The sequence below is a fragment of the Amycolatopsis sp. SB7-3 genome, from assembly GCF_041021335.1.
In the GTDB taxonomy this organism is placed as follows: Bacteria; Actinomycetota; Actinomycetes; order Mycobacteriales; family Pseudonocardiaceae; genus Amycolatopsis; species Amycolatopsis japonica.
On sequence record NZ_JBFPJQ010000001.1, the window covers coordinates 760,724 to 784,564 of the forward strand.

A 23,841-nucleotide genomic window follows, 5' to 3' on the forward strand; every position below is an offset into this window, starting at 1 on the left:
GTCAGCCCCACCTACACCGCGCAGAGTTTCTCGGTGGTGACGTCGGCCTTCGGCAGGTTGTCCGCCGAGAACCCGAACGGCGTCACGATCTTGGTCCATTCGCCGCTGTCGTGCAGCTTCTTGAGCTCGGCGTTGAAGGCCTCGCGCAACGGGTTGTCGTCCTTGCGGAAGACGAACGCGCCGGCGGAGACGACCGGTTTGCCGTCCTTGATCGGATCGAAGCCCGGCGTCACCTCGGCCGCTGCGCCCGGGCTCTTCGCCAAGACGTCCTTGAGGGAGATGTCGGTCAGCGCGGCGCAGTAGACCCGGCCGTCGGTGACCGCGCGGAGCATGTTGTCCTGCGAGTCGAGGGTGACGATCTGGTCCTCGGCGACGCCGGAGTCGGTGGCGTATCCCTTTTCCACGGCCGCGGAGAGCACGGCTACCTTGACCTTCTTCGCCGCGATGTCCTCGAACTTCAGCACCTGCTGCGGATTTCCCTTGGGTACCAGCAAAGCGGTCAGTGCCGAGTAGTCGGGGATCGAGAAGGCCGCCGCGTCGCACCGTTCCTTCTTGATGTTCATCCCGGCCGCGACGATGTCGTACTTCCTGGCGTTGAGCGCGGGGATCAGCTGGTCGAAGGAGACCGCTTCGGCTTCCACGTTGTCGATGCCCATGGCCTTGAAGACCGCGCGTGCGACCTCCGGCGCCTCACCGGTGACCTTGCCGGATTGGTCGGTGAAACCGTACGGCGCTTCGTTCGCGATCCCGATCTTGATCTTCTTCGCGTCCTTGGCGGCCTGCAGGGCGTCACCGGAAGACGTCGACGTGCACGCGGACAACAGCACCGGGCCGCCGATCGTCACCGCTCCCAGTACCGCCGACCGCCGGAAGAACTCTCGCCTCGACCATTCGCCGTGCACCATCGCGGCACCTCTTTTCGATTAATCGGTTTAATCGAAACGTAGGTGGGTACCCAGACGCGAGCAGTGTGAGCGGGTGACGAACCATCCGCTGTTACGGTACCGAGATTTACGGTGACTTTAGGTGCTCAGACCGTGGCGCTCCCGTACCAATCCGACAATTCCGTCCATGATGTCGGTGAGTTCGTAGTCCTTCGGCGTGAACACCCGCGCGATTCCGCGCTCCAGCAGGAGCTTCTCGTCGTCGGGCGGGATGATGCCGCCGACGATGACCGGGATGTCGCCCGCGCCCGCGGCCCGCAAACCGTCCACGACCTGCGGCACGACCTCGAGATGCGAACCCGAGAGCACCGAAAGCCCGACCACGTGCACGCCCTCCTGGACGGCGGCCGCGACGATCTGTTCCGGCGTGAGCCGGATGCCCTGGTACACCACCTCGAAACCGACGTCACGCGCCCGGACGGCCACCTGCTCGGCGCCGTTGGAATGCCCGTCGAGACCGGGTTTGCCGACCAGGATCCGCAGCCGTTCACCGATTTCGGTGTTCGTCGCCTTGATCCGGTCACGGACGCGGCGGATCTCCTCGTTGCCCTCGCCCGCGGCCGCCGACGCGGAAACCCCGGTGGGAGCACGGTATTCGCCGAACACCTCGCGCAGCGCACCCGACCATTCACCAGTGGTGACCCCGGCGCGAGCGCACTCGATGGTGGCCTCGAACAGGTTCTGCGACGTCTTCGCGACGGACTTCAGCTTCTCCAGCGCCGACTCGACGGCCGCGTTGTCGCGGTGCGTCCGCCATTCCTCGATCGCGGTGACCGCTTGCTTCTCGACGGCGGGGTCGATCGTTTCGATCGCCTTCGCGCCTTCGGCCTGCAAGGGGGACGGCTCGGTGGTCTCGAACTTGTTGACCCCGACCAGGATCCGCTCGCCGTTCTCCATGCCACGCCGGTACTCCGCGAGCGAAGCGACGAGCTGCGACTTCATGTAGCCGCTCTCGACGGCCGCCACCGCGCCGCCCAGATCCTGCACCCGCGCGATCTCCTCGCGCGCGCCCGTCATGATCTCGTCGACCTTGGCCTGGATGACGTGCGAGCCGTCGAAGATGTCCTCGTACTCCAGCAGATCGGTCTCGAACGCCAGCACCTGCTGCATCCGCAGCGCCCACTGCTGATCCCACGGCCGGGGCAGGCCGAGCGCCTCGTTCCACGCGGGCAGCTGGATCGCGCGGGCCCTGGCACCGCGGGAAAGGGAGACCGCGAGCATCTCCAGCACGATGCGCTGGACATTGTTCTCCGGCTGCGCCTCGGTCAGGCCCAGCGAGTTGACCTGCACGCCGTAGCGCAGCCGCCGCGCCTTGGGATCCGTGACGCCGTAACGATCCCGCGTGATCTCGTCCCAGAGCGCGGTGAACGCGCGCATCTTCGACATCTCTTCGACGAACCGCACCCCGGCGTTGACGAAGAACGAGATCCGCGCGACGACCTTGGCCATGTCGGCCTGCTCGACCTGGCCCGAATCGCGGACCGCGTCGAGGACGGCGATGGCGGTGCACAACGCGTACGCGACCTCTTGCGTCGGCGTCGCACCGGCTTCCTGCAGGTGGTAGCTGCAGATGTTGATCGGGTTCCACTTCGGCACGTGGTGCACGGTCCACGCGATCATGTCGGTGATCAGGCGGAGACTCGGGCCCGGCGGGAAGATGTAGGTGCCGCGGGAGAGGTATTCCTTGATGATGTCGTTCTGCGTGGTGCCGGTGAGCTTCGCCAGCACCTCGTCCACGTCACGGCCCTCGGCTTCGGCCTGCTCGCGCGCCACGGAGACGTAGAGCGCCAGCAGCCACATGGCGGGCGCGTTGATCGTCATCGACGTGTTGGCCTCGGCGAGCGGGATGCCGTCGAAGAGGCGCCGCATGTCGCCGATATGCGAGACCGGGACGCCGACCTTGCCGACCTCGCCCTTGGACAGCTGGTGATCCGGGTCGTAACCGGTCTGCGTCGGCAAGTCGAAGGCGACCGAGAGGCCGGTCTGCCCCTTCGCGAGGTTACGGCGGTACAGCTCGTTGGACGCGGCCGCGGACGAGTGGCCCGCGTAGGTCCGCATCACCCAGGGGCGGTCCCGTTCACGGTCCGTGGGATAGGGCACGGCATACCTCCGGCGCTGGACGACCGCCTGAGTGTACCGGCCGGTAACATGCGATGCGCAGTTGAATCGAACACAGTCGGGTCATTCTTCCGGCTGGAAGGTGCCCGGGCCCCGGTGGACGACACGGGACCCGAGCACCGGGATCAGACGACTTCGAGCCCGATGCGGAACCCGTCCGGGTCGAAGGCGTTGGCGTCCAGGGCGAAGTCGCTCTGGCCCCCGCCCTGGCTCGCCCACCGGGTGAAGGTGGGCACGCCCTCCGGCTCGCCGCGGTCGACGGCCAGGATGGACAGGCGCAGGTCGGTGATCTGGACGCCGGGCGGCAGCGGACGCGTCTCCAGGAACAGCCGGTACTGGTCCGGGTCGAAGGAGTTGCTGTCGGTGATCAGGTCGGTCGTGCCACCGCCCTGGCTCGCCCACGGGGTGTAGGTGACCGGACCGAGCTCCCGGCCGCCGTCGCGGGCCTGCCCGCCGATCCGGAAGTCGATCTGGTTCAGCTGACCACCGCCGAACGCGGGATTGAGATCGATCCTGGCGCCGTCCGGGTCGAAGTTGTTGCTGTCCCCGGCCCACTGGGACACGCTGGTGCCGAAGTTGGCGAATCCGGTGAACTGCTCGACCCCGAATCCGCCCCGGCCGCCGTTGTCGGCCAGCTGGATGCCGATCCTGAAGTTGGGCGGCGCCGCCTCCGCGATCGCCGGGGAGACGGTGACGGACAGCCCACCCGCGGCGAGCAGGGCGAGGGTGCTGCTCCAAAGCTTGCGCATTTCTCTCTCTCCTGTCGGGAATCCGTGCCAACGCGGAGAGATTCACATCCGGGACCACCCGGAAATGTTGTGAAGGTGTTGTGGCCGCTAAGGGTTTCGGGTCCGTGCCTCTTCGACGGCTTTCGCCAGCTTCTCCCGGACCTTCGCCACGTCGCTGACGCCCACCAGGATGACCGGCGGCTTCCGGTCCTTCCCGGTGCCGGCGCCGAAGTTCGCCGACGCCCACGCGAGCACGCCGAGCCTGCCGAAGGTGATCGTCCCGGTCTTGCCCGGCCCGGGGGTGACGACGGGATCCGCGAGGCCGGCCAGCGCCGCGGACTCCTCCTTGCGGCGGACGAGCGAACTGGTCGCGATGACCCGGCCGTCCGTCACGGCGTACGTGGTCGAGGCGAGCCGGAGGTAGCGGATCAGCGGCCTGCCGGCGAGATGCAGGACGCCCGCGACGGTGAGCACGACCCACGCGGCCGTGTGGAACGCCGTGTCGTGGTTGGCCGCGAAGAACACCGTGACGGCGCCGAGCCAGAGGAGGCCGACAGGGACGTTGAAGTAGTCGCCGGGATTGAAGAGGGGCCTGCGCACCGGCTGCCCGGCCCAGATGACCCGTTCGCCTGGAAGGAGGTCGATCTGCCCCTCATGCATGCCACGGCACACTACCCGTCCGGGGGACGGGCGAGCAGTGTCCGTTCGTCGGTCGCCCAGCGGGCCGAACGAACCTGGCGCGTCTTCGGTACAGGTGGTCGTGAGTGGCGTTTCGGGTTAGAACCCGAAACGCCACTCACGACCCACCCGGCCCAGCGGCGCCGTGGACTGTGACCGAAATCCGCGAGACTCGCCCCGCCCCGGGCGTCTAGCGTGGGTGACCGTGACGTGGAGTTCGTACAGCAGCTATCTGGTCATCGTCGTCCTGATCGTCCTCGCGCCGGGGCCGGACACGATGGTGATGCTCAAGAACTCGCTGTCCGGCGGCACCCGCGGCGGTTTCCTCACCACGGCCGGGATCTTCGTGGCCAACGCCGTCCAGGGCACCGCCGCCGCGCTCGGCCTCGGTGTCGTGATCGCGCAGTCGCAGCCGGTGTTCGTGACGCTCAAATGGGTCGGCGCCGCGTACCTGGTCTTCCTCGGTTTCCAGGCGTTGCGCGGCGCGTGGCGGGGTGACTACTCCGGTGTCACGGCGGTGAAGCAGCAACGGTCGAGCGGGTTCCGCCGCTTCCGCGAAGGCTTCCTGTCCAACATCACCAACCCGAAGGTGCTCGTGCTGTACCTGTCAGTGCTGCCGCAGTTCCTCGACCCGGTGACGACGTCGGCGTGGCACGCGCTGCTGCTCGCGTACACCGTCGCCGTGCTGGGCGCGATCTGGCTGCTGACGCTGTTGTTCTTCGTGCACCGCGTGCGGACCTGGCTGGAACGCCGCAAGGTCCGGCGGGCGCTCGACGGCGTCACCGGGACGGCGCTGGTCGGCTTCGGCGCGGCTTTGGTGTTCGAGTCATGACCTGGGGTGTCTACAGCGGGTTCGCGCTGATGATGCTGGCGCTCGCGCTCGTCCCCGGCCCGGACAACATGGTGGTGCTGAAGAACGCGCTGTCCGGCGGTGTCCGCGGCGGAGGTTGGGCCTGTTTCGGCGTCGGCGCGGCGAATCTCGCGCAGGCGACCGCGGCCGCGCTCGGTCTCGGCGCGGTCATCATGAACTCGCGGCCGGTGTTCGAAGCCGTGAAATGGGCCGGCGCGGCGTACCTCTGCTACCTCGGCGTCCGGGCCCTCGTCGGCGCCTTCTGCGGCGATTACGACAAGCTCGCCGAGACCGCCGCCGCCCGGCGGAGCGGATTCCGCCGCTGGCGGGAGGGCTTCCTCTCCAACGTCACCAACCCGAAGGTCCTCGTGCTGTACCTGTCGGTGCTGCCGCAGTTCCTCACCCCGGGCGTCACCGGCACCGGGGACGCGCTGCTCCTGGCGTACACGATCGCGGCCGCGGGCACGGTCGCCCAACTCCTGCTGCTGTTCTTCGTGCACCGCGTGCGGACCTGGCTGGAACGCCGCAAGGTGCGCCGCGCACTCGACGGCGTCACCGGCACCGCGCTGGTCGGCTTCGGCGCCGCGCTCGTATTGGAGTAACCCCTTCGGTCGTTCACGCGATACTCCGGATGTCGCAATGGCGCGACTTCAAGGAGGCTTCGATGAACAAGAAGACCTACGGCGTTCTCGCCGGAGCCGCCTTCTCCCTCATTCTCCTCGGCGCGGGCCCCGCGAACGCCGGCGAGCGCCGCAACTCCGGCGCCCCGCCCGGACACGCGCAGGACACCACCAAACCGCAGCCACCGTCCAAAGCGGACTTCTCCGGGCACGGCGCGAACAAGCACGGGCCGTACGACTCCACCCGGGACGGTTCGCCGTCGGCCAACGGCAACGGCGGTGGCGAAGCTGTCGGCAAACCGTGCGCCGGTTGCGTCGGCAAGGCCGACAACAAGAACCCTCGCGGGCAGCTACCCGGAGGCTCCGACGCGAACGCGGGCTACGAATGCGACCGCAACCACGGTGTCGGACGCGGCAATCCCGCGCACACCGCCTGCGTGCCGGACCGGACGCCGCCCGCCACGAAGCCGCCGGTCGAGACTCCCCCGCCCGGGGGACCACGCGCGGAAGCCGTCCCTCCCGCGGTCGTGCCGGTGGCGGCCGTCGCCCCGGCCGCCGCGCCCCGCGCCGACGTCGCGGTGGCAAGCTCGCCCGCACTGGCCAAGACCGGTTTCGATCTCGAACCCGTACTGCTGACCGGGCTGGGTTCGCTGGCCGCGGGCGGTGCCGCGGTCTACGCGGGAACGCGGCGGCGCCGGGACGCATGACTACTTTCGGCGGGTGACTTTCCGGCGTCCACCACGTTGAATCCCGTCTCCAGAAGCACCTAGCCGAGGAGGCCGTTCGTGAGGTTCACCCCCGCCGCCACCGTCACGGCGATGGCCGCCGCCCTGCTGCTGGGCGGCGCCACCGCCGCGACCGCGATCAACTCCTACAACGCGACCCCCGCGCCCGAGCGCACCGAGGTCGGCGCCCTCGTCGCCACCTGGGACAACGACGGCGACCCCGCCACACCGGACCGGGTCGACTGGGTGTGCTCCGGCACCATGGTGGACGCCGACACCTTCCTCACCGCCGCGCACTGCACCACCGACTGGCCCGCCAACGTGCGGTTCTTCGTCTCGCTCGACCAGGACGTGCAAGCGGGTCTCGACGCGGCCGCGAAGAAGTACCCCGGCGACCCGGCGGCGGTCGCCAAGGCCGTCGCCGTCGAGGGTGTCGCGCACAGCGAGCCCGGCTACCCCGGCAACTCCGCCGACTCGCACGACATCGCCGTCGTCCAGCTGCCCGCGAAGCAGGTCGCCGCACGCTGGAGCTTCACTCCCGCGAAGCTGCCCAGCGCCGGTCAGCTCGACAAGCTCGGCCCGCAGGGGCTGAACTCGACGCCGTTCGTGGTCGCCGGCTACGGCACGCAGGAAGCCGTGAACGGGCCGGGCGGGCACACGCATCCCGGCGGCGGCGTCCGGATGAAGGCGCCGGTCACCTTCAACGCGCTGAACAACACGTGGGTGCGGCTGGCGATGACGGCGCCGCAGGGCAACGGCGGCGCCTGCTACGGCGACTCCGGCGGGCCGAACTTCGCCACGATCGACGGCAAGCGTGTCCTCGTGTCGACGACCATCACCGGTGACGGGCCCTGCTACGCCACCAATGTCACCTACCGGCTGGACTCGCCGACGTCGCGTGACTTCCTCGCGCCGTTCGTCGCCCTGCCCTGATCGCGCGTGAAGGCCTCCTTCCCTCGGCTCAGCCGAGGGAAGGAGGCCTTCACGCGCAAATCCGTCAAGCCCGCTCGGGTTCGCCCGCGACGCGCTCGATGCGGGCACCGAGCCGGTTCAGGTTCTCCACGAAATGCGGGTAACCGCGGTCGATGTGGAAGACGTCCCAGACCTCGGTGACGCCGTCCGCGCACAGCCCGGCCAGCACCAGCCCGGCGCCGGCGCGGATGTCCGCGGCCCACACCGGAGCGCTCGAAAGCTTCTCCACGCCGCGGACGACGGCGTGGTGCCCGTCGGTGCGCGCGTCGCCGGAAAGCCGCATCATCTCTTCGATGAACCGGAATCGGGCTTCGTAGATGTTCTCCGTGATCATCGAGGTGCCCTCGGAGACCGCGGACAGCGCCACCGCGAACGGCTGCAGGTCGGTCGCGAAACCGGGGTACGGCAGCGTCACCCAGTCGACGGCCTTCGGGCGCTCGTTCTGGACGATGCGGAAGCCCTTGTCGTCGAACGTCTCGACCTCGGCACCCGCCAGGCGGAGCTTGTCGAGGACCAGGTCGAGGTAGTGCGGGTTGACGCCGCGGACGGTCAGGTCGCCCCGGGTCATCGCGGCGGCGAACGCCCAGGTCGCGCCGACGATCCGGTCACCGATCACGCGGTGCTCGGTGGGGTGCAGCTTCTCGACGCCCTCGACGGTGAGGGTCGAGGTGCCCGCGCCTTCGACCTTCGCGCCCATCTCGGTCAGCATCGTGCAGATGTCGACGATCTCGGGTTCGCGCGCGGCGTTGTCGATGACCGTGGTGCCCTCGGCGAGCACGGCGGCCATCAGGATGTTCTCGGTGGCGCCGACGCTCGGGAAGTCCAGCCAGATCTGCGCGCCGCGCAGCCCGTCGGCCTTCGCCACGACGCAGCCGTGCTCGATGGTGCTGGTGGCGCCCAGCTTGCGCAGTCCGTTCTGGTGCATGTCCAGCGGCCGCGAACCGATGGCGTCGCCGCCCGGCAGCGCCACGACGGCCTGCTTGAGCCGTCCGACCAGCGGACCCAGCACGCACACCGACGCGCGCAGCTTGCCCATCGCGGCCGAATCGGCCCGGTGCGACAGCTCGGCCGGGGTGGTGATCTTGGCGGTGTCGCCGTCGATGACGACCTCGCAGCCGACACTGCGCAGGACGTCGCCCATCAGGGGGACGTCCAGGATCTGGGGGCAGTTCGTGATGGTCGTCGTACCCTCGGCCAGCAGGGCCGCGGCCATCAGTTTCAGGACGCTGTTCTTGGCCCCGACCACGTCGACCTCGCCGACCAGCCGTGCTCCGCCGTGCACGTCGAAGTGCTCGCTCATGGGCGCCAATCATGCCCTCTCGCCCGGATTTGCCTTACGCCGGGCCGGTAGAGTCGGCTTCATGGTCGTTCGCATCAACCGCGTGTACACGAAGGTCGGCGACAACGGCACCACGGCGCTCGGCGACGGCTCCCGCGTGCCGAAGACCTCGCCCCGCCTTGGCGCGTACGCCGACGTCGACGAAGCCAACTCCGTCATCGGGCTCGCGCTCGCGATGGGCGCGCTTCCCGAGGAGATCACGCGGGTGCTGCGTGCGGTGCAGAACGATCTCTTCGACGTCGGCGCGGATCTGTGCGCGCCGATCGTGGAGAACCCGCCGTACGAGCCGCTGCGCATCACCGAGCGGTACATCGAACGGCTGGAAGGCTGGTGCGACGAGTTCAACGAGCGCGTGCCGAAGCTGACGTCGTTCATCCTGCCGGGCGGTACCCCGGGGGCGGCGTTTCTGCATCAGGCCCGCACGGTCGCGCGGCGGGCCGAGCGGTCCGGCTGGGCGCTGTTCGAGGCGGAGCAGGCCACGACGAACCAGCTGGCGATCAAGTACCTGAACCGGCTTTCGGACCTGCTGTTCATCCTGTCGCGGCTGGCGAATCCGGACGGCGACATCCTGTGGCAGCCGGGCGGGGCGAGCTGAAGGACGCTTTCGTCGCGCCCTTCAGCTCACGTTCAGCCCTGTTCCTGTGCCGCCCAATAGCGCTCGAGGTCGACGTCGGGCGTGCCGTCCTTGCCCGGGTCGATCGCCTTCATCGTGATCGTGTCCTCCAGGGACACGGACTCGGGAAGGTGGCTCCAGCGGTTCGTGTCCTCGCTCTGAGTCATGGACCGAGAATAGACGTGGATCACGTCCGAGGCCCGGTAGAAATGCCGCATTCAGAGGACTAAATGCCCCAGGAGGTTCGGAGCGAAGCGAGGGCTTCGTGGAAACCGGGAAAGGTCTTCTTCACGCAACCGGGGTCGTCCAGCGTGATCCCCGGCGTCCGCAGCCCCGTGACACTGAACGCCATCGCGATCCGGTGGTCCCGGCGGCATTTCACCAAGGCCCCCGCCGGCACGCCGGGCTGGATCTCGATCCAATCCCGCCCCGTCTCCACCGAGATGCCCATCGCGCGCAGGTTCTCCTCGCACGCCGCCAGCCGGTCGCATTCCTTGATGCGCGTGTTGTAGACGTCCTCGATCCGCACCGGCCCGTCCGCGAACGGAGCGATGGCCGCGAGCGTCGGCACGGTGTCGGAGATGTCGCGCATGTTCACCGTGACCCCGCGCAGGCCACCCGTTCCGGTCACGGTCACGGCGTCCGGGCCGACTTCGACGTCCGCGCCCATCTGTCGCAGGACCTCGACGAAGGCCAGATCCCCTTGCAGAGCGCCTTCGCCGAGCCCCGGCACGGTCACCGAGCGACCGGTCAAAGCCGCCGCCGCGAAGAAGTAGCTGGACGTCGAAGCGTCGGGCTCGACTTCGTAGCGACAGCCCTGATACGGCGTGGGCGGCACGACGAACGTGTCACCGTCGCGGACGACCTCGACGCCGAAGCGCCGCATCATCGCGATGGTGATCTCGACGTAGGGCACCGAAACGAGGTCCGTGACGGTGATCCGGAGGCCCTCGGCGGTCAAGGGACCCACCAGCAGCAAGGCGGTCAGGAACTGCGACGACAGCCCCGCGTCCAGCGTCAGCTCGCCGCCCTTGATCCCGGCGGCCCGCACGACCAGCGGATGGTGTCCCGGCGAGCCTTCGAAGGTCAGGTCGACGCCCAGCTCCAGCAACGCGTCGGTGAGCGGCCCCAGCGGCCGGGCGCGCATCTGCTCGGAGGCGTCGAACCGGAAGGTGCCGTGGCCGGCGGCGGCCAGTGCCGGCAGGAACCGCGCGGTGGTGGCGCCGTCACGGCAGAAGACGTCGGCGCTGTCGACGGCGGGGCCCTCGGGCCTGCCCTCGATCGTCCACTCGCCGGGAGCGCGGGAGACCTGATAGCCGAGCTTGAGGAGGCCCTCGGCGAAGCCCTCGGAGTCGTCCGAACGCAGCGGCCTGCTCAGCACGGTCGTCCCGTGGGCGGCGGCCGCGAGGAACAGGCCTCGGGCGGTGATCGACTTCGAACCGGGGATGTCGACGATGGTCACGGCGTGAGCATACGGCGTGCCCGAACGGCGAACTCGCGTGATCAGACGCGGGACTCGCGTGATCAGACGGACGACACGGGTGATCAGGAAGCGCGCGGGAGGCGACGGCCCGGCGGGGCCGACTCCAGCCAGGACAGGAAGCCGGTGAGGGCACCGGGACCCATCGCGATCTCGATCGCCTCCTGTTTGGCGGACTCGCACCGCAGGACGATCGAACCTTCGGGGACGGCGTACGCCTCCGTGCCGGAGGGGTCACGCCGGTCCGCGATCTCCATGCTTTCGCGCTCGAACACGCGATCCGGGCCCGTCCGCAGGCTCCAGACGCGGAACCAGACGAACTTCTCGCCCTCGTAGCGGCCCAGCCCCAGATGCCAGCTGGACCGCGCCTCGTCCGGACGCCACCGCAGCGCGACGCTCACGCCGCCACCGCGGCGCATCCGGACCCACCGCAACGAATACCAGGCCGCGAGAACGGCCAGGACGGTCAGGGCCCCGAGAACACCCACGGCGATTTCCACGGCCCGGCCCCTGTCCTTCGCCCGGTCAGACTGACTGACCGGCCGCGCGAAGCTGGGCGGTCGCCCTAGCCCGCTCTTGCTCGTCTTCGCCGGTCAGCGCCTTCTTGGCCGCGTCGACGTCGATCTCGTCCGAAAGCTCCGCGCTCTCGGCGAGGATGCTCACGCCGGTCGCGGTGACCGACAGGAACCCGCCGTGCACCGCGGCGGTCACGGTCTCGCCGTCCGTGGTCGTCACCTTCACGACACCACCCTCGACGAGCTGGCCCAGAACCGGCTCGTGACCGGCCATGATGCCGATCTCGCCCTCGGTGGTCTGCGCCACCACGAACGTGGCGGTACCGGACCAGAGACGGCGCTCGACGGCTACCAGCTCGACAGAAATCTCAGCCACGTAGCTTCCCTTCACCTCAGGTGCTGGCACCGAGTGTAATAGTCAAAGGTTCCGGTATGCGAACGACGGGACCAGCGTCCACAGTAGACACTGATCCCGCCGCTCATCGGAACATCACTTCTTGGTGATTTCCTTGTACTTCTTCTCGAGGTCTTCGAGGCCACCGATACCCAGGAACGCCTGCTCCGGGTAGTGGTCGAAGTCGCCCTTGGTGATGCGGTCGAACGACTCGATGGTCTCCGACAGCGGCACGGTCGAGCCCGGGATCTGCGTGAACGCCTCGGCGACCAGCATGTTCTGCGACAGGAACCGCTCGATGCGGCGCGCGCGCTGAACGGTCAGCTTGTCCTCTTCCGAGAGCTCGTCCATACCGAGGATCGCGATGATGTCCTGCAGCTCCTTGTACTTCTGCAGGATCCGGATGACCTCGGAGGCCACGCGGTAGTGGTCCTCACCGACGATGGCCGGGTCGAGAATGGTCGACGTCGACGCCAGCGGGTCCACCGCCGGGAAGATGCCCTTCTGGAACACCGACCGCGAAAGCTCGGTGGTGGCGTCCAGGTGGGCGAACGTCGTCGCCGGTGCCGGGTCGGTGTAGTCGTCCGCGGGGACGTAGATCGCCTGCATCGAGGTGATCGAACGACCACGGGTCGAGGTGATCCGCTCCTGGAGCTGACCCATCTCGTCGGCCAGCGTCGGCTGGTAACCCACGGCCGAAGGCATGCGGCCCAGCAGGGTCGACACCTCGGAACCGGCCTGGGTGAACCGGAAGATGTTGTCGATGAAGAGCAGCACGTCCTGGTTCTGCACATCGCGGAAGTACTCCGCCATGGTCAGCGCGGACAGCGCGACCCGCATACGGGTGCCCGGCGGCTCGTCCATCTGACCGAAGACGAGGGCGGTGTCGTTGATGACGCCGTCCTCGGACATCTCCAGGAAGAGGTCGTTGCCCTCACGGGTGCGCTCGCCGACACCGGCGAACACCGAGGTACCACCGAAGTTCCGGGCGACACGGGTGATCATCTCCTTGATGAGCACCGTCTTGCCGACGCCGGCACCGCCGAACAGGCCGATCTTGCCACCCTGCACGTACGGGGTCAGCAGGTCGACGACCTTGAGGCCGGTCTCCAGCATCTCCGTCTTGCCTTCGAGCTGGTCGAAGGACGGCGGGTTGCGGTGGATGCCCCAACGCTCGAGGTCGTCGCCGTAGCCGGGCTCGTCCAGGCACTCGCCGAGCGCGTTGTAGACGTGACCCTTCACCTTGTCGCCGACCGGGACGGTGATGGGGCCGCCGGTGTCGGTGACCTCGGCGCCACGGACGAGACCGTCCTGCGGCTGGAGCGAAATGGTGCGGACGAGGTTGTCACCGAGGTGGCTGGCGACCTCGAGCGTCACCGTCTTGCGCAGCTGCTCGAACTCGATTTCGACCTTGAGCGCGTTGAACTGGTCGGGAACGGAACCGCGCGGGAATTCGACGTCGACGACCGGGCCGGTCACCGAGACGATGCGCCCCTTGGCACGGGCTTCAGTACTGGTCATCAGTCATCACTTCCTGCTGCGGTGAGAGCGTTCGCCCCACCGACGATTTCGGAGATCTCCTGGGTGATCTGCGCCTGGCGGGCCTGGTTCGCCTCCCGCGTCAGCGTGTTCACCAGTTCGTTCGCGTTGTCCGACGCCGCCTTCATCGCGGTGCGGCGGGCCGCGAGTTCGGACGCCGCCGACTCGAGCATCGCCGCGAAGAGCCGCGTGTTGATGTACTTCGGCAGCAACGCGGCGAGCAGCTTCTCGGCGCTGGGCTCGAACTCGTAGCTCGGGAGCAAGCTCTCGGGCTTCTCCTCTTCGCCCTCGGTGTACTCGACCTCGAGCGGCGCGACGCGCTTGGCGACCGGACGCTGGGTGAGCATCGAGACGAACTCGGTGTAGACGACGTGGATCTCGTCGACACCCAGGATGCCGTCGGCGTTGCCGGCCTCGTCGTCGGCGCCGTTCAGGAACGACTCGACGATGAGCTCACCGGCTTCGGCGGCGTTGACGTAACCGGGCTGGTCGGAGAAGCCCGTCCAGCTTTCGGCCACGTCGCGGCCACGGAACCGGTAGTAGCTCAGGCCCTTGTTGCCGGTCACGTACAGCACCGGCTCCTTGCCCTGCTCACGCAGCAGCGTGAGGAGCTCCTCGGTCGCCTTCAGCACGTTGGAGTTGTATCCACCGCACTGACCCTTGTCGCTGGTGATCACGAGGACCGCCGCGCGCTTCGGGTTCGGACGCTCGACCAGCAGCGGGTGGTCGAGGTTGGCCGAGGCGCCGGCCAGGGCCGAGAGCACGTTCGTGATCTCGTCCGAATAGGGCCGGGACGCCGCGACCTTCGCCCGCGCCTTGGTGATGCGCGCGGTGGCGATGAGCTCCATCGCCTTGGTGATCTTGCCGATGGACTTGGTCGCCTTGATACGCGACCGGAGTTCTCGGAGTTGTGCGGCCATGAGCTATCAGCTCACTTCTTCGGGGCGGGCTTGTTGACCTTGACGGTCTCCTGCCCGACCTTCTCGGCGTCCATCGCGTCGGAGACCTCGACGAGGCTCTTGCCCTCGGCGGTGGTGAACTCCTTCTTGAACTCGTTCACCGCGTCGACCAGCCCTTCGGCGGTCTCCTTGGAGAACTTGCCCGACTCGCGGATGTCCTTGAGGAGCTCGCCGTGCTTGCGGCGCGCGGAGTCGACGAACTCGTCACGGAAGCGACGCACGTCCTCGGTCGGGACCGTGTCGAAGTGGCCGTTGGTACCGAGGTACACGGTGACGACCTGCTCCTCGACCGGCATCGGCGAGTACTGCGGCTGCTTGAGCACCTCGTACAGGCGGGCACCACGCTCGAGCTGCGCCTTCGACGCGTCGTCGAGGTCCGAAGCGAAGGCCGCGAAGGCCTCCAGCTCGCGGTACTGCGACAGGTCGATACGGAGCGAACCCGAAACGTCCTTCATCGCCTTGACCTGCGCGGCACCACCCACGCGGGAAACCGAGATACCCACGTCGATGGCCGGGCGCTGACCGGCGTTGAACAGGTCCGACTGGAAGAAGCACTGACCGTCGGTGATCGAGATGACGTTGGTCGGGATGTAGGCCGACACGTCGTTCGCCTTGGTCTCGATGATCGGGAGACCGGTCAGCGAGCCCGCGCCCAGCTCGTCCGAGAGCTTCGCGCAACGCTCGAGGAGGCGGGAGTGCAAGTAGAAGACGTCGCCGGGGAAGGCTTCACGGCCCGGCGGGCGACGCAGCAGCAGCGAGATCGCGCGGTAGGCGTCGGCCTGCTTGGTCAGGTCGTCGAACACGATGAGGACGTGCTTGCCCTCGTACATCCAGTGCTGGCCGATGGCCGAGCCGGTGTACGGCGCGATCCACTTGAAGCCGGCGGAGTCCGACGCGGGGGCCGCGACGATGGTGGTGTACTCCATCGCGCCGGCGTCCTCGAGGGACTTCTTGACCGCGGCGATCGTGGAGCCCTTCTGGCCGACCGCGACGTAGATGCAGCGAACCTGCTTCTTCGGGTCGCCGGTCTCCCAGTTGGCCTTCTGGTTGATGATCGTGTCCACCGCGACGGCCGTCTTGCCGGTCTTGCGGTCACCGATGATCAGCTGGCGCTGGCCACGGCCGATCGGGGTCATCGCGTCGATCGCGGTGATACCGGTCTGCAGCGGCTCGGCCACCGGCTGGCGCTCGACCACCGAAGCGGCCTTGACCTCCAGCGGGCGACGCTCGGTGGTCTCGATCTCGCCGAGGCCGTCGATCGGGGCGCCCAGGGGGTTCACGACGCGGCCGAGGTAGCCCTCGCCGACCGGAACCGAGAGGACCTGACCGGTCCGCTTGACTTCCTGACCTTCGACGACGGTCTCGAAGTCACCGAGGATCGCGGCACCGATGGAGCGCGCGTCCAGGTTCAGCGCCACGCCGAGGACCCCGCCGGGGAACTCGAGCAGCTCGTTGGCCATCGCCGAGGGAAGACCCTCGATGTGGGCGATACCGTCACCGGCGTCGACGACGACGCCAACCTCTTCCCGGCTCACGTCCGGGGCGTAACTCGAGACGTAGTTCTCGATCGCGCTACGGATCTCATCCGAGGAGATCGTCAGCTCCGCCATTTCGTTCCCGCTCTCGCTTCGTTCGTGCCAGTGTGCAAAGTCGTTGTTGTGGGTTCAGCCGGCCAGCCGGCGACGCAGGGCGTCGATCCGCCCCGCGGTGCTGCCGTCGATGACCTCGTCGCCGACGCGGACGACGAGTCCGCCGCCGAGTGACGGGTCGACCTCGACGTGCAGCGCGAGCTGCCGCCCGTAAAGGGCGTTGAGCTTCTCGCTCAGCCGAGCCTGCTGTTCGTCGGAAAGCGCGCTCGCGCTGGTCACCCGGGCGACCGAGCGCTCACGGCGTTCCGCGGCCAGCTGGACCAGCTCCTCGAGGGCGTTGCCGACCCCGCGGCCCTTGGCGCGCAGGACGACCTGCTCGACGAGGGTCTCGGTGACCACGTCCACCTTGTCGGCGAACAGCGTGCGGACCAGGGTCCGCTTCGCCTCGGCGGGAGCGGTCAGGTCGGACAGTGCCCGTTCGAGCTCCGGCTCACCCGCGACGATACGGCTGACCCGGAACAGCTGGTCTTCGACAGCGTCGATGTTCCCGGACTTCTCCGCACTGGTGAGCAGCGCCGAGCGGCCGAGGGCCTCGAGCCCGTCGGTCAGTTCGCGCGGGCTCGACCAGCGGCTGCCCGCCACGGAGTCGAGCACCTGCAGGGCCGGTTCGGAAACCTTGCCCGCGAGGATCCCGCGGGCGAGGCCGATCCGGGCTTCGGACGAGGCCGAACCGTCGGCGACGGCCCGGCGCAGGCCGATCTCCCGGTCCAGCAGGGCGACGACCGAAAGCAGCTCGTCGCCGACCGTCGCCGGGTCCGTACCCGCTTCGGCCAGAACCTCGCCGAGACGCTTCTCGGCGAGGTCGAGCGCTTCACGGCTCGCAGCATGCAGCGTCATTCTGGTCTACTTCCCCGCTCCGTTGGAGGCACCAGCGGTCTCCAGCTCGGCAAGGAACCGGTCCACGGTGCCGTGGCGGCGCGCGTCGTCCGCGAGCGACTCGCCGACGATGCGGCTGGCCAGCTCGACGGAGTTACGGCCGAGTTCGGCGCGCAGTTCGGCGATGATCTGCGCCTTCTGGGCCTGCAGCTGAGCCTGACCCTGGGCGACGATGCGCTGGGACTCGGCTTCGGCCTCGGCCCGCAGCTCCGCCTTGATCTGCTCGGCTTCGAGCCGGGCGTCGTCGCGGATCTTCGCGGCCTCGGAACGGGCTTCCGCCAGCTGCGCCTTGTACTGCGCAAGGTTTTCTTCGGCTTCGGCCTGAGCCTTTTCGGCCCGCTCGATGCCACCCTCGATCAGCTTGGTCCGCTCTTCGTAAGTCGCCTCGAAACGCGGGACGACGTACTTCTTCAGAACGAACAGCAGCAGAAGGAAGGCGATGAACCCGAGGATGAGCTCGGGAACGTGCGGCACGATCGGGTTGGGCGCGTCTCCCGCGGCCAACACCAATTCGGTCTTCAGCACAACGTCTCCTTAAGCGATGAGCGGAACTAACTCAGGAGGCGAGGAAGTAGATGACGATACCGATCAGCGCCAGCACCTCGGTCAGCACGAAGGTCGAGAAGGCGATGCCCTGCAGCTTGCCCTGCGCCTCCGGCTGGCGGGCGGTGCCGTTGATGACGGCGGCGAAGATCAGACCCACACCGATACCGGGGCCGATGGCACCGAGACCGTAACCGATGGCGGCGAGACCCGGGTTGATGTCGACAGCGGCCTCGGCAGCCTGCGCCAGAACGATGTTGCTCACGTGCGTTTCCCTTCAAACTCGGTCCGCGCGACTCACGCGGATCGGGGGCTTTTGGTGTTTCTCAGTGCTCCGACGCCAGCGCGGCGCCGATGTACCCTGCGGACAGCAGTGCGAAAATGTATGCCTGCAGGACCTGGATGAAAGCCTCCAGGAAGGTCATCGCGATCGCGAAAAGGAACGCGATCGGCGACACGATCTTCACGGCGCCTTCGCCTTCGGTCAGCAGGAAGCTCCCGCCGAGCGTGAAGACCATGATGATGAGGTGCCCGGCGAACATCGCGGCGAAGACCCGGATCGCCAGCGTGGCCGGCGCGATGAAGAACTTCTGCGCGAACTCGATGGTGGAGTACAGCGGCAGAACGAATCCGGGAATTCCGGCCGGCGCCAGTTCCTTCTTCAGGTAACCCTTGAAGCCGTGGCGCTTGAACCCGACGTAGTGGTACACCGGGTAAACAACGAGGAACGCGAGAGCGACGGGGAAACCGACTCGGGCCATCGTCGGGAACTGGAAGAACGGGATGATCCCGAACAGGTTGTTCACCAGCACGAAGCTGAACAGTCCCAGTACCAGCGGAATGAACGGCTTGAAGTCGGCCGAGCCGATCTGCTCGCGCGCGATGTTGTTGCGGCCGAAGTTGTAAATGCTTTCGGCGATGAACTGCCCCTTGGTGGGGACAACCTTGAGCCGGCGCGACGACACCATGAAGTAGGTGACGATGATGATCAGGGAGATGACCACCAGCAACATCGGCTTGGTGAAGCTCAACCAATAGCCGGAGCCGAACAACGGCGGCAGGTTGAAGTCTTTGACGCCAGGCGGCGTGAACTCCGCACCCTCGGCTAGTACCAGCGCGCCCACTGGGCTCCTTCCGGTTCTCCCGGCCGGCGTTCACTCCGCCGGGGGAATCGTCACGATCTGGACTTAACGTACCCGACACGTATCGGGCCGTCGGAGGCGGCCACCCCACGATGTGCTGAACATGGTTTCACGTTCCGCACACGAGGATTCTCGATGCAGTGCTCCCGGGAGACAGACGCCTACCAGCGGGTAACGAGGGACGATTCAACACCGTCGCCACACTGCTGTTCGGGGTTCGTCATCAGGAGCCGGCAGCCGAGGCCGCCGCCCATACGCGGACCATATCAGCAGGTTCCGACGGGCCGTACAGGCGTACTACATTGCCCCTGATCGGCCGAGGACCTAGGTCCCGTCCCAGGTCAGGACCTGGGTCCCGAAATCAGCGGGAAGCCGGGATGATCGTCGGGATCTTGGTCTTGCGGAAGGCCATGAACTCCGCGGCGGCGGACACGAGGATGGCCGCGATCATCGTGATGCCCAGCGACATCGGGTGCAGGTCGGACCACCCGCGCAGCAGGGTCAGCGCCCCGAACAGCACGAGGATCTTGAGCACGTAGCCACCGAGGGCGATCACCATCACGAACATCGGGTCCATGCCCGCGCTGAAGCGCATCAGGCCCATGGTCGCGAGGGAGGACAGGATGGCGAGCACGCCGCCGATGGCCGCCCCGACGAGGCCTGGGAGTCCATTGAGGACGGTGAAGAGCACCACACAGACCAGGACGACGGGCGGTGTCGCGATCAAGGAGGCCTTCGTCATCGCGTTGGCCGCCTGCAGAACCACCTTGGCGTGGGGGTTCTCCTCCGCCTCGACGGTCTTCTCGGTCTCGCTCACAGAAAACTCCCTGGTCGTCTCAGCCCGCCAGTGTAGGCCCGCGCCGATGCGGGCCTTCAGGCAGTCCGGTTCCGCGACCGCAGTCTCGGCACGATCGACACCAGGGTCGCCAGCAGGAAGCCGAATCCGACAATCCAGAAAACCGCGACACTGTCGAAGAGCGTCACCGAAACGGCGCCGAACGCGAGCAGTCCCGCCCACAAGTAGATGAGCAGCACCGCACGGCGCTGGGAGTGGCCGATCTCCAGCAGGCGGTGGTGCAGGTGCATCTTGTCCGCCGCGAACGGGCTCTCGCCGCGGCGGGTGCGGCGGATGACCGCCATGATCAGGTCGAGCAGCGGCACGAACAGCACCGCGGCGACCACCACGAGCGGCGAGAGCAGCGCGAGCGCGTCCTTTCCGCTGAACTGCGGGTACGGCACGCGGCCCGACGCGGACGTCGTCGCGCCGGCCAGCATCAGACCGATCATCATCGAGCCCGAATCGCCCATGAAGATCTTCGCGGGCTGGAAGTTGTACGGCAGGAAGCCGAGACAGGCCCCCGCGAGCGTGGCGGCGATGAGGGCGGGCGGATACGCGCCGACATCGCCGCCCGAGGAATCGAGCAGGCCGAGCGAGAAGGAACAGGTCGCCGCGGCGGCGATGAAGCCGAGGCCGCCGGCGAGACCGTCGAGACCGTCGACGAAGTTCATCGCGTTGACCATGACGACCACCAGGACGACGGTCAGCAGCGCGCCCTGGTTCTTGTCCAGCACCAGCACCTGGCCGAAGGAATCGCCACCGCCGCCCCACGGCACCCAGAACGACACCCACTGCACACCGAAGATCACCAGGATCCCGGCGCACATGACCTGGCCCGCCAGTTTCGTCCAGGCGTCGAGTTCGAACCGGTCGTCGAGCGCGCCGATCAGGGAGATCACGCCCGCGGCGAGCAGGACGCCCAGCGAGTCGAAGGAGAAGTCGAAGCCGCGGCTCAGCGCGGGCAGCTGGTGCGCGAGCCCCATCGCGGCGGCGACACCGAGGAAGATGCCGATACCGCCCATCCGCGGGATCGGGGTGACGTGGACGTCGCGGGCCCGCGGGTTGGCGATCGCGCCGATCCGGATGGCGACCCGGCGCACGACACCGGTGAGCAGGAAGGTCACGGCCGCCGCGGTGAGGGCGACGAGGATGTACTCCCGGATCGGGAGGCCTTGCGTAGGAGGCATGGTGCGTTACGCCGCCGAGGTCCAAGTCACTCGAACACGCTACCGCGTGCGGGGGATACGGCGGCCGACGGTCCTAGGCCAGTGACTCCGCGGGCACACCCAGTACTTCCGCGACGGCGGCGCGGCTGACCGCGCCCTCCCGCAGGATGACCGGGTCGTCGCCGGTGAGATCGACCATCGTGGACGGAACGGGCTCGCCGGACGAGCCGCCGTCGAGGTACACCGCGACGCTGTCACCGAGCTGATCGACCGCTTCCTGCGCGGTGGTCGCGGGCGGACGGCCGGACACGTTCGCGCTCGAAACCGCCATCGGGCCGACGTCGCGCAGCAGTTCCAGCGCGACCGGGTGCAGCGGCATCCGGAGCATCACCGTTCCGCGTGACTGGCCGAGATCCCACTGCAGGCTCGGGGCGTGCGGGAGGATGATCGAGAGGTCGCCGGGCCAGAAGGCCTCGATGAGCGCGCGGGCCTGCGGGGGTGTGCCGAGCACGAGTCCGTCCACAGTGGACCAGGAGCCGACCAGGACACCGACCGGCATGTCGGGGCCGCGGTGCTTGGCCCGCAGGAGGGACTGGACGGCGCCGCCGTCGAAGGCGTCCGCGCCGATGCCGTAGACCGTGTCGGTCGGGAGGACGACCAGACGGCTGGAGCGCACCGCGCTCGCCGCCGCGGCGAGCCCGTCGGCCCGGGATTCGTGCTTGCTGCAGTCGTACACCGCGCTCATGGCCAGTGAGCGTAGCGCTGCGGTGTGGCGGGGCTCGCCAAAGGTGCCCGTCTCGGCCGGGTGTTCTCGGCCGGGGCGGTCGTGAAGGCCTCCTTGCCTACCCTGAAGGTAGTGAAGGAGGCCTTCACTACCTTCAGGATCGCCACATGCGGTGCACCTGCGACAGCAGCCCCAGCAGTCACAGTGACTGCGCGCGAAGGCCCCCTTCCCTCGGCTCAGCCGAGGAAACTCGCCCTTCACACCTTCCCGAGTACATGAAGGCCTCCTTCCTTGCGCCTGGCGCAAGGAAGGAGGCCTTCATGTACTCGGCTTCAGGTGCGCAACCCGTGGTACCCAGCCAGGCCCAGTGTCATGAAAGGGCCGTTCAGGACGTTTTCCGTCCTGAACGGCCCTTTCATGACATCCGGAGCTCCCGTCAGAACGCGAAAGCGGTACAGACCGACGTCGCCGTCTTCGCCGGGTCCGCGATCGACGTCGCCGTCAGCTTGATGTGCGCGACGTGGTCACCGCCCGCGGCCCGCTTGGCGTGCGCGGTCGCCGAAGACCGGCCACCGAACGGGACGGTGGACAGCTCGTTCGGCAGCCGCACCTCCCAGCCCTTCGCACTGGTGGACGCGCTCAGGCGGTAGGTGTCGGTGTTGAACGGCGCCGCCGCGCCCTTCGCGTCGCCCGTGTTGAACACCGGGAACGAGCAGGTCGCGAGCCCCTGCTTGGCGAACGCCGGGGCCGACGGCCACAGCGAAACGCCCCTGGCCTGCGAGCCGGAGCCGTCGAGCGAAGCCACCGTGATGACGTAGGACAGCACGCCCTTGCGGTCGCGCTCGACGTCGGAGACGAGGAACTTCAGCCTGTTCGCCTCGTCGGTGTACTCGTACTTGCTCGCGGAGCCGGTGCCCGCCTTGAACGCGGCGTCGTTGAGCTGGCGGTAGTCGCCGATCGGGATCGGCACCGGGGTGCCGTCCGGCTTCTTGTAGTCGGTCATGCCGATGTCGGCCGGGTTCGCGTCCACGATCCATTCGAACGGCGCGTTGTCCTGGTTCTTCGTCTTCGCGATGAGGACACCGGAATCGGGAGCGAAGGAATCGCTGCCCATCCGGTCGACGACCTCGACGGTGTAGTTGTTGTAGCCGCCGCCGTCGCAGAACGGATCCTTCGAGCGATCGCATTTCGGCGAAAGGTCCCCGCCGGTGAGCGCGATGTTGATACCGCTGTAGGCGCCCTGTCCCGGCAGGACCGAACGCGCCGTGATCCTGGCCGAAACCGGGCCGGTCTTGGCGAGGGAGTTCCGGTCGAGTTTCAGGACGTCTTCGGGGTCGATGATGTCGAGCTTTATCTTGGTGCGCAGCATGTGGTGCGAGCCCATCGAGCCGCCCTGCGTCGCCGGGATCTGCCAGCGGGTGTGCGGTCCGCCGGGGCCGTTGAAGCTGCCGCGCGACATCATTTCCCACGGTCCGGTGTAGGTACGGGACGGCGGGTTTCCGAAGGGGTTGTTGTAGTTGTCGCCGATGCCGAGGATGTGGCTGAACTCGTGCGCGTAGACGCCCTGGCCCGAGCTTTCCGCCTGGGTCGAGGAGCCGGTGACCGCGTTCGGCCAGATGCTCGCCGCGGATTTCCACGACGTCCACGGGACGTAGCGGGTGGACGCGGCGTTCGGCATCCCGGCGACGCCGGGGCCGAACGCGTCGGGGACGTTCTCCTTCTCGCCGAACTTCATCACGCCGAATTCCTGCCAGGTCGAGCTCTCGTCCTGGCCGGCGGAAAGATAGAAGACGAAGTCGAACTGCTTGGACACGTCGCCCACGTCCGCCCGCCAGGCGGCGCCCGCGTCGGCGCGCAGGTCACGTTTGCAGTTCGCGCCCGGCGGACACGCGTCGGGCTGGAATTCCATGCCGTATTCGAAGGACTTGCCGGGCAGGCGGTACGGGCCGAACGCGGTCAGTTCGACGCCCAGCCTGCCGCCGGAGTCCTCCATCCAGTACTCGTTGATCGTGTGGCCCTGGTTGAGCGCCTGCGGCTTGTTGAGGAAGTCCTGGTAGAACTTCGCGACTTCGGCGCGCGGGATGTTGCTCGCGGCGGGGCCGGGGTTGCCGAACACCGTCGAACGCGGGGGCTGCGTGACGGCGAATTCCTGATCCGGGTAGTCCGCGAGCACCACGGCACCCTTGAACATCCGCTTGGTCGGCTTCAGCGCCGGATCGGCCCAGTTGGTGCCGGGCGGTTTGCGGTAGTCGTCCCACGTCATGTGGTCCTGGTTCTCCCAGGTCGACCCGTCGATCGCGGCGGGCCAGCCTCGGACCGGCGCCGCGGCGGACGCGGGCTGGGCGACCAGACCCGGCAGTAGCGCGACGGTGGCGAGGACGGCGAGTGTTCTGAGTGGGGCTCGTCGGAGAGACGATCGCATCGGGGTA

Annotated in this window: 25 protein-coding genes; 5 read left to right on the forward strand and 20 right to left on the reverse strand. The window is 68.0% G+C overall.

From position 1 onward, the window contains the following. Positions 1 to 11: 11 nt before the first annotated feature. The 4 genes from ehuB to AB8M46_RS03710 all read right to left on the reverse strand — a co-directional run bounded on the left by ehuB (position 12) and on the right by AB8M46_RS03710 (position 4,450). Positions 12 to 905, reverse strand: coding sequence for an ectoine/hydroxyectoine ABC transporter substrate-binding protein EhuB (ehuB, locus tag AB8M46_RS03695; protein ID WP_350596697.1), 894 nt, complete (start codon positions 903 to 905; stop codon positions 12 to 14). A gap of 117 nt (positions 906 to 1,022) precedes the next feature. Further along, positions 1,023 to 3,044, reverse strand: a complete 2,022-nt coding sequence (locus AB8M46_RS03700; protein WP_125689668.1) for a protein meaA — start codon at positions 3,042 to 3,044, stop codon at positions 1,023 to 1,025. A 143-nt stretch (positions 3,045 to 3,187) separates the two neighbouring features. After that, on the reverse strand, positions 3,188 to 3,811 hold the full coding sequence (locus AB8M46_RS03705; RefSeq protein WP_350596695.1) for a hypothetical protein: 624 nt from the start codon (positions 3,809 to 3,811) through the stop codon (positions 3,188 to 3,190). A gap of 87 nt (positions 3,812 to 3,898) precedes the next feature. Further along, the gene (locus tag AB8M46_RS03710) at positions 3,899 to 4,450 is read right to left on the reverse strand and encodes a hypothetical protein (protein WP_037341427.1); all 552 of its coding nucleotides are present in this window, start codon (positions 4,448 to 4,450) and stop codon (positions 3,899 to 3,901) included. A gap of 223 nt (positions 4,451 to 4,673) precedes the next feature. Between AB8M46_RS03710 and AB8M46_RS03715 the strand changes: the two genes are divergently transcribed. The 4 genes from AB8M46_RS03715 to AB8M46_RS03730 all read left to right on the forward strand — a co-directional run bounded on the left by AB8M46_RS03715 (position 4,674) and on the right by AB8M46_RS03730 (position 7,596). Next, positions 4,674 to 5,300: a LysE family translocator gene (locus AB8M46_RS03715; RefSeq protein ID WP_037341425.1), complete on the forward strand. Its 627-nt coding sequence runs from the start codon at positions 4,674 to 4,676 to the stop codon at positions 5,298 to 5,300. Further along, complete coding sequence (locus AB8M46_RS03720) at positions 5,297 to 5,920, forward strand: LysE family translocator (protein WP_394359542.1); 624 nt, start codon at positions 5,297 to 5,299, stop codon at positions 5,918 to 5,920. The genes AB8M46_RS03715 and AB8M46_RS03720 overlap by 4 nt, the downstream gene beginning before the upstream one ends. Positions 5,921 to 5,982: 62 nt before the next feature. After that, positions 5,983 to 6,645, forward strand: a complete 663-nt coding sequence (locus tag AB8M46_RS03725) for a hypothetical protein (protein WP_394359543.1) — start codon at positions 5,983 to 5,985, stop codon at positions 6,643 to 6,645. Between the two features lie 78 nt (positions 6,646 to 6,723). Next, positions 6,724 to 7,596 carry a trypsin-like serine protease gene (locus tag AB8M46_RS03730; RefSeq protein WP_394359544.1) on the forward strand — a complete coding sequence of 291 codons (873 nt, stop codon included), beginning with the start codon at positions 6,724 to 6,726 and terminating at the stop codon, positions 7,594 to 7,596. A gap of 64 nt (positions 7,597 to 7,660) precedes the next feature. Here the strand turns inward: AB8M46_RS03730 and murA are convergent, their stop codons facing one another. Continuing rightward, complete coding sequence (murA, locus tag AB8M46_RS03735; RefSeq protein ID WP_037341419.1) at positions 7,661 to 8,935, reverse strand: UDP-N-acetylglucosamine 1-carboxyvinyltransferase; 1,275 nt, start codon at positions 8,933 to 8,935, stop codon at positions 7,661 to 7,663. Positions 8,936 to 8,996: 61 nt separating this feature from the next. Here murA and AB8M46_RS03740 point away from each other — a divergent pair, with 61 nt between their 5' ends. Further along, positions 8,997 to 9,569 (forward strand): cob(I)yrinic acid a,c-diamide adenosyltransferase, encoded by a 573-nt coding sequence (locus AB8M46_RS03740; protein WP_394359545.1) that lies wholly within the window; start codon positions 8,997 to 8,999, stop codon positions 9,567 to 9,569. 32 nt (positions 9,570 to 9,601) lie between these two features. Here AB8M46_RS03740 and AB8M46_RS03745 read toward each other — a convergent pair whose 3' ends face one another. The 15 genes from AB8M46_RS03745 to AB8M46_RS03815 form a co-directional block, all read right to left on the reverse strand. After that, positions 9,602 to 9,754 (reverse strand): hypothetical protein, encoded by a 153-nt coding sequence (locus AB8M46_RS03745; protein ID WP_005150324.1) that lies wholly within the window; start codon positions 9,752 to 9,754, stop codon positions 9,602 to 9,604. 59 nt (positions 9,755 to 9,813) lie between these two features. After that, entirely contained in the window at positions 9,814 to 11,049 is a 1,236-nt protein-coding gene (aroA, locus tag AB8M46_RS03750) for a 3-phosphoshikimate 1-carboxyvinyltransferase (RefSeq protein ID WP_394359546.1), read from the reverse strand. 83 nt (positions 11,050 to 11,132) lie between these two features. Beyond that, positions 11,133 to 11,567, reverse strand: a complete 435-nt coding sequence (locus tag AB8M46_RS03755; RefSeq protein ID WP_016336850.1) for a DUF2550 domain-containing protein — start codon at positions 11,565 to 11,567, stop codon at positions 11,133 to 11,135. A gap of 25 nt (positions 11,568 to 11,592) precedes the next feature. Next, positions 11,593 to 11,958 (reverse strand): F0F1 ATP synthase subunit epsilon, encoded by a 366-nt coding sequence (locus tag AB8M46_RS03760; protein WP_016336851.1) that lies wholly within the window; start codon positions 11,956 to 11,958, stop codon positions 11,593 to 11,595. A 114-nt stretch (positions 11,959 to 12,072) separates the two neighbouring features. After that, on the reverse strand, positions 12,073 to 13,497 hold the full coding sequence (gene atpD / locus AB8M46_RS03765) for a F0F1 ATP synthase subunit beta (RefSeq protein ID WP_007028325.1): 1,425 nt from the start codon (positions 13,495 to 13,497) through the stop codon (positions 12,073 to 12,075). Beyond that, positions 13,497 to 14,435 carry a F0F1 ATP synthase subunit gamma gene (locus AB8M46_RS03770; RefSeq protein ID WP_037341412.1) on the reverse strand — a complete coding sequence of 313 codons (939 nt, stop codon included), beginning with the start codon at positions 14,433 to 14,435 and terminating at the stop codon, positions 13,497 to 13,499. The genes atpD and AB8M46_RS03770 overlap by 1 nt, the downstream gene beginning before the upstream one ends. A gap of 11 nt (positions 14,436 to 14,446) precedes the next feature. Beyond that, the gene (gene atpA / locus AB8M46_RS03775; protein WP_394359547.1) at positions 14,447 to 16,084 is read right to left on the reverse strand and encodes a F0F1 ATP synthase subunit alpha; all 1,638 of its coding nucleotides are present in this window, start codon (positions 16,082 to 16,084) and stop codon (positions 14,447 to 14,449) included. 54 nt (positions 16,085 to 16,138) lie between these two features. Further along, positions 16,139 to 16,960: a F0F1 ATP synthase subunit delta gene (locus tag AB8M46_RS03780; protein WP_125734425.1), complete on the reverse strand. Its 822-nt coding sequence runs from the start codon at positions 16,958 to 16,960 to the stop codon at positions 16,139 to 16,141. A gap of 6 nt (positions 16,961 to 16,966) precedes the next feature. Continuing rightward, a complete protein-coding gene (locus AB8M46_RS03785) occupies positions 16,967 to 17,524 on the reverse strand; it encodes a F0F1 ATP synthase subunit B (RefSeq protein WP_016336855.1) in 558 nt (185 codons plus the stop codon). A 31-nt stretch (positions 17,525 to 17,555) separates the two neighbouring features. Continuing rightward, positions 17,556 to 17,807: an ATP F0F1 synthase subunit C gene (locus tag AB8M46_RS03790; protein WP_037341406.1), complete on the reverse strand. Its 252-nt coding sequence runs from the start codon at positions 17,805 to 17,807 to the stop codon at positions 17,556 to 17,558. A 61-nt stretch (positions 17,808 to 17,868) separates the two neighbouring features. After that, on the reverse strand, positions 17,869 to 18,666 hold the full coding sequence (atpB, locus tag AB8M46_RS03795; protein WP_037341405.1) for a F0F1 ATP synthase subunit A: 798 nt from the start codon (positions 18,664 to 18,666) through the stop codon (positions 17,869 to 17,871). Positions 18,667 to 19,045: 379 nt separating this feature from the next. Beyond that, positions 19,046 to 19,501 carry a hypothetical protein gene (locus AB8M46_RS03800; protein ID WP_037341402.1) on the reverse strand — a complete coding sequence of 152 codons (456 nt, stop codon included), beginning with the start codon at positions 19,499 to 19,501 and terminating at the stop codon, positions 19,046 to 19,048. A gap of 56 nt (positions 19,502 to 19,557) precedes the next feature. Further along, positions 19,558 to 20,709, reverse strand: coding sequence for a glycosyltransferase family 4 protein (locus AB8M46_RS03805; RefSeq protein ID WP_037341400.1), 1,152 nt, complete (start codon positions 20,707 to 20,709; stop codon positions 19,558 to 19,560). Between the two features lie 73 nt (positions 20,710 to 20,782). Continuing rightward, entirely contained in the window at positions 20,783 to 21,433 is a 651-nt protein-coding gene (locus AB8M46_RS03810) for an L-threonylcarbamoyladenylate synthase (RefSeq protein ID WP_037341398.1), read from the reverse strand. Between the two features lie 415 nt (positions 21,434 to 21,848). Beyond that, positions 21,849 to 23,834 carry a M6 family metalloprotease domain-containing protein gene (locus tag AB8M46_RS03815; protein WP_394359548.1) on the reverse strand — a complete coding sequence of 662 codons (1,986 nt, stop codon included), beginning with the start codon at positions 23,832 to 23,834 and terminating at the stop codon, positions 21,849 to 21,851. Positions 23,835 to 23,841 lie beyond the last annotated feature (7 nt).